Raw genomic sequence first — 206 nt, 5'->3', positions numbered from 1 at the left:
GAGCGGCGCGGCGGCGAGGTTGTCGTCCGACAGCGACGGCAGCAACCCACGCAGCGGCACCCAGTCGCCGTCCTCGCGGGCCCGCGCGGGGCCGGTGACGACCGCGAACCAGGTGCGACCCACCCGCTCCCCCAGCAGCACGCGCAGGCCCTCGGGCGCCTGGGACGGCGGCACCCACTCCACCAGCCCGCCGGCCGGGCGCACCC

Annotated in this window: 1 protein-coding gene; it reads right to left on the bottom strand. The window is 79.6% G+C overall.

From position 1 onward, the window contains the following. The coding region (locus QWY28_RS24290) for an NUDIX-like domain-containing protein (protein ID WP_300955447.1) at positions 1-206 on the bottom strand (206 nt) is incomplete at both ends.

Origin of the sequence: Nocardioides oceani, from assembly GCF_030412965.1 — a bacterium.
Lineage (GTDB): Bacteria > Actinomycetota > Actinomycetes > Propionibacteriales > Nocardioidaceae > Nocardioides > Nocardioides oceani.
The sequence above is the reverse complement of the archived record's forward strand: the minus strand, read 5'-3'. Positions and strand labels throughout refer to the sequence as shown.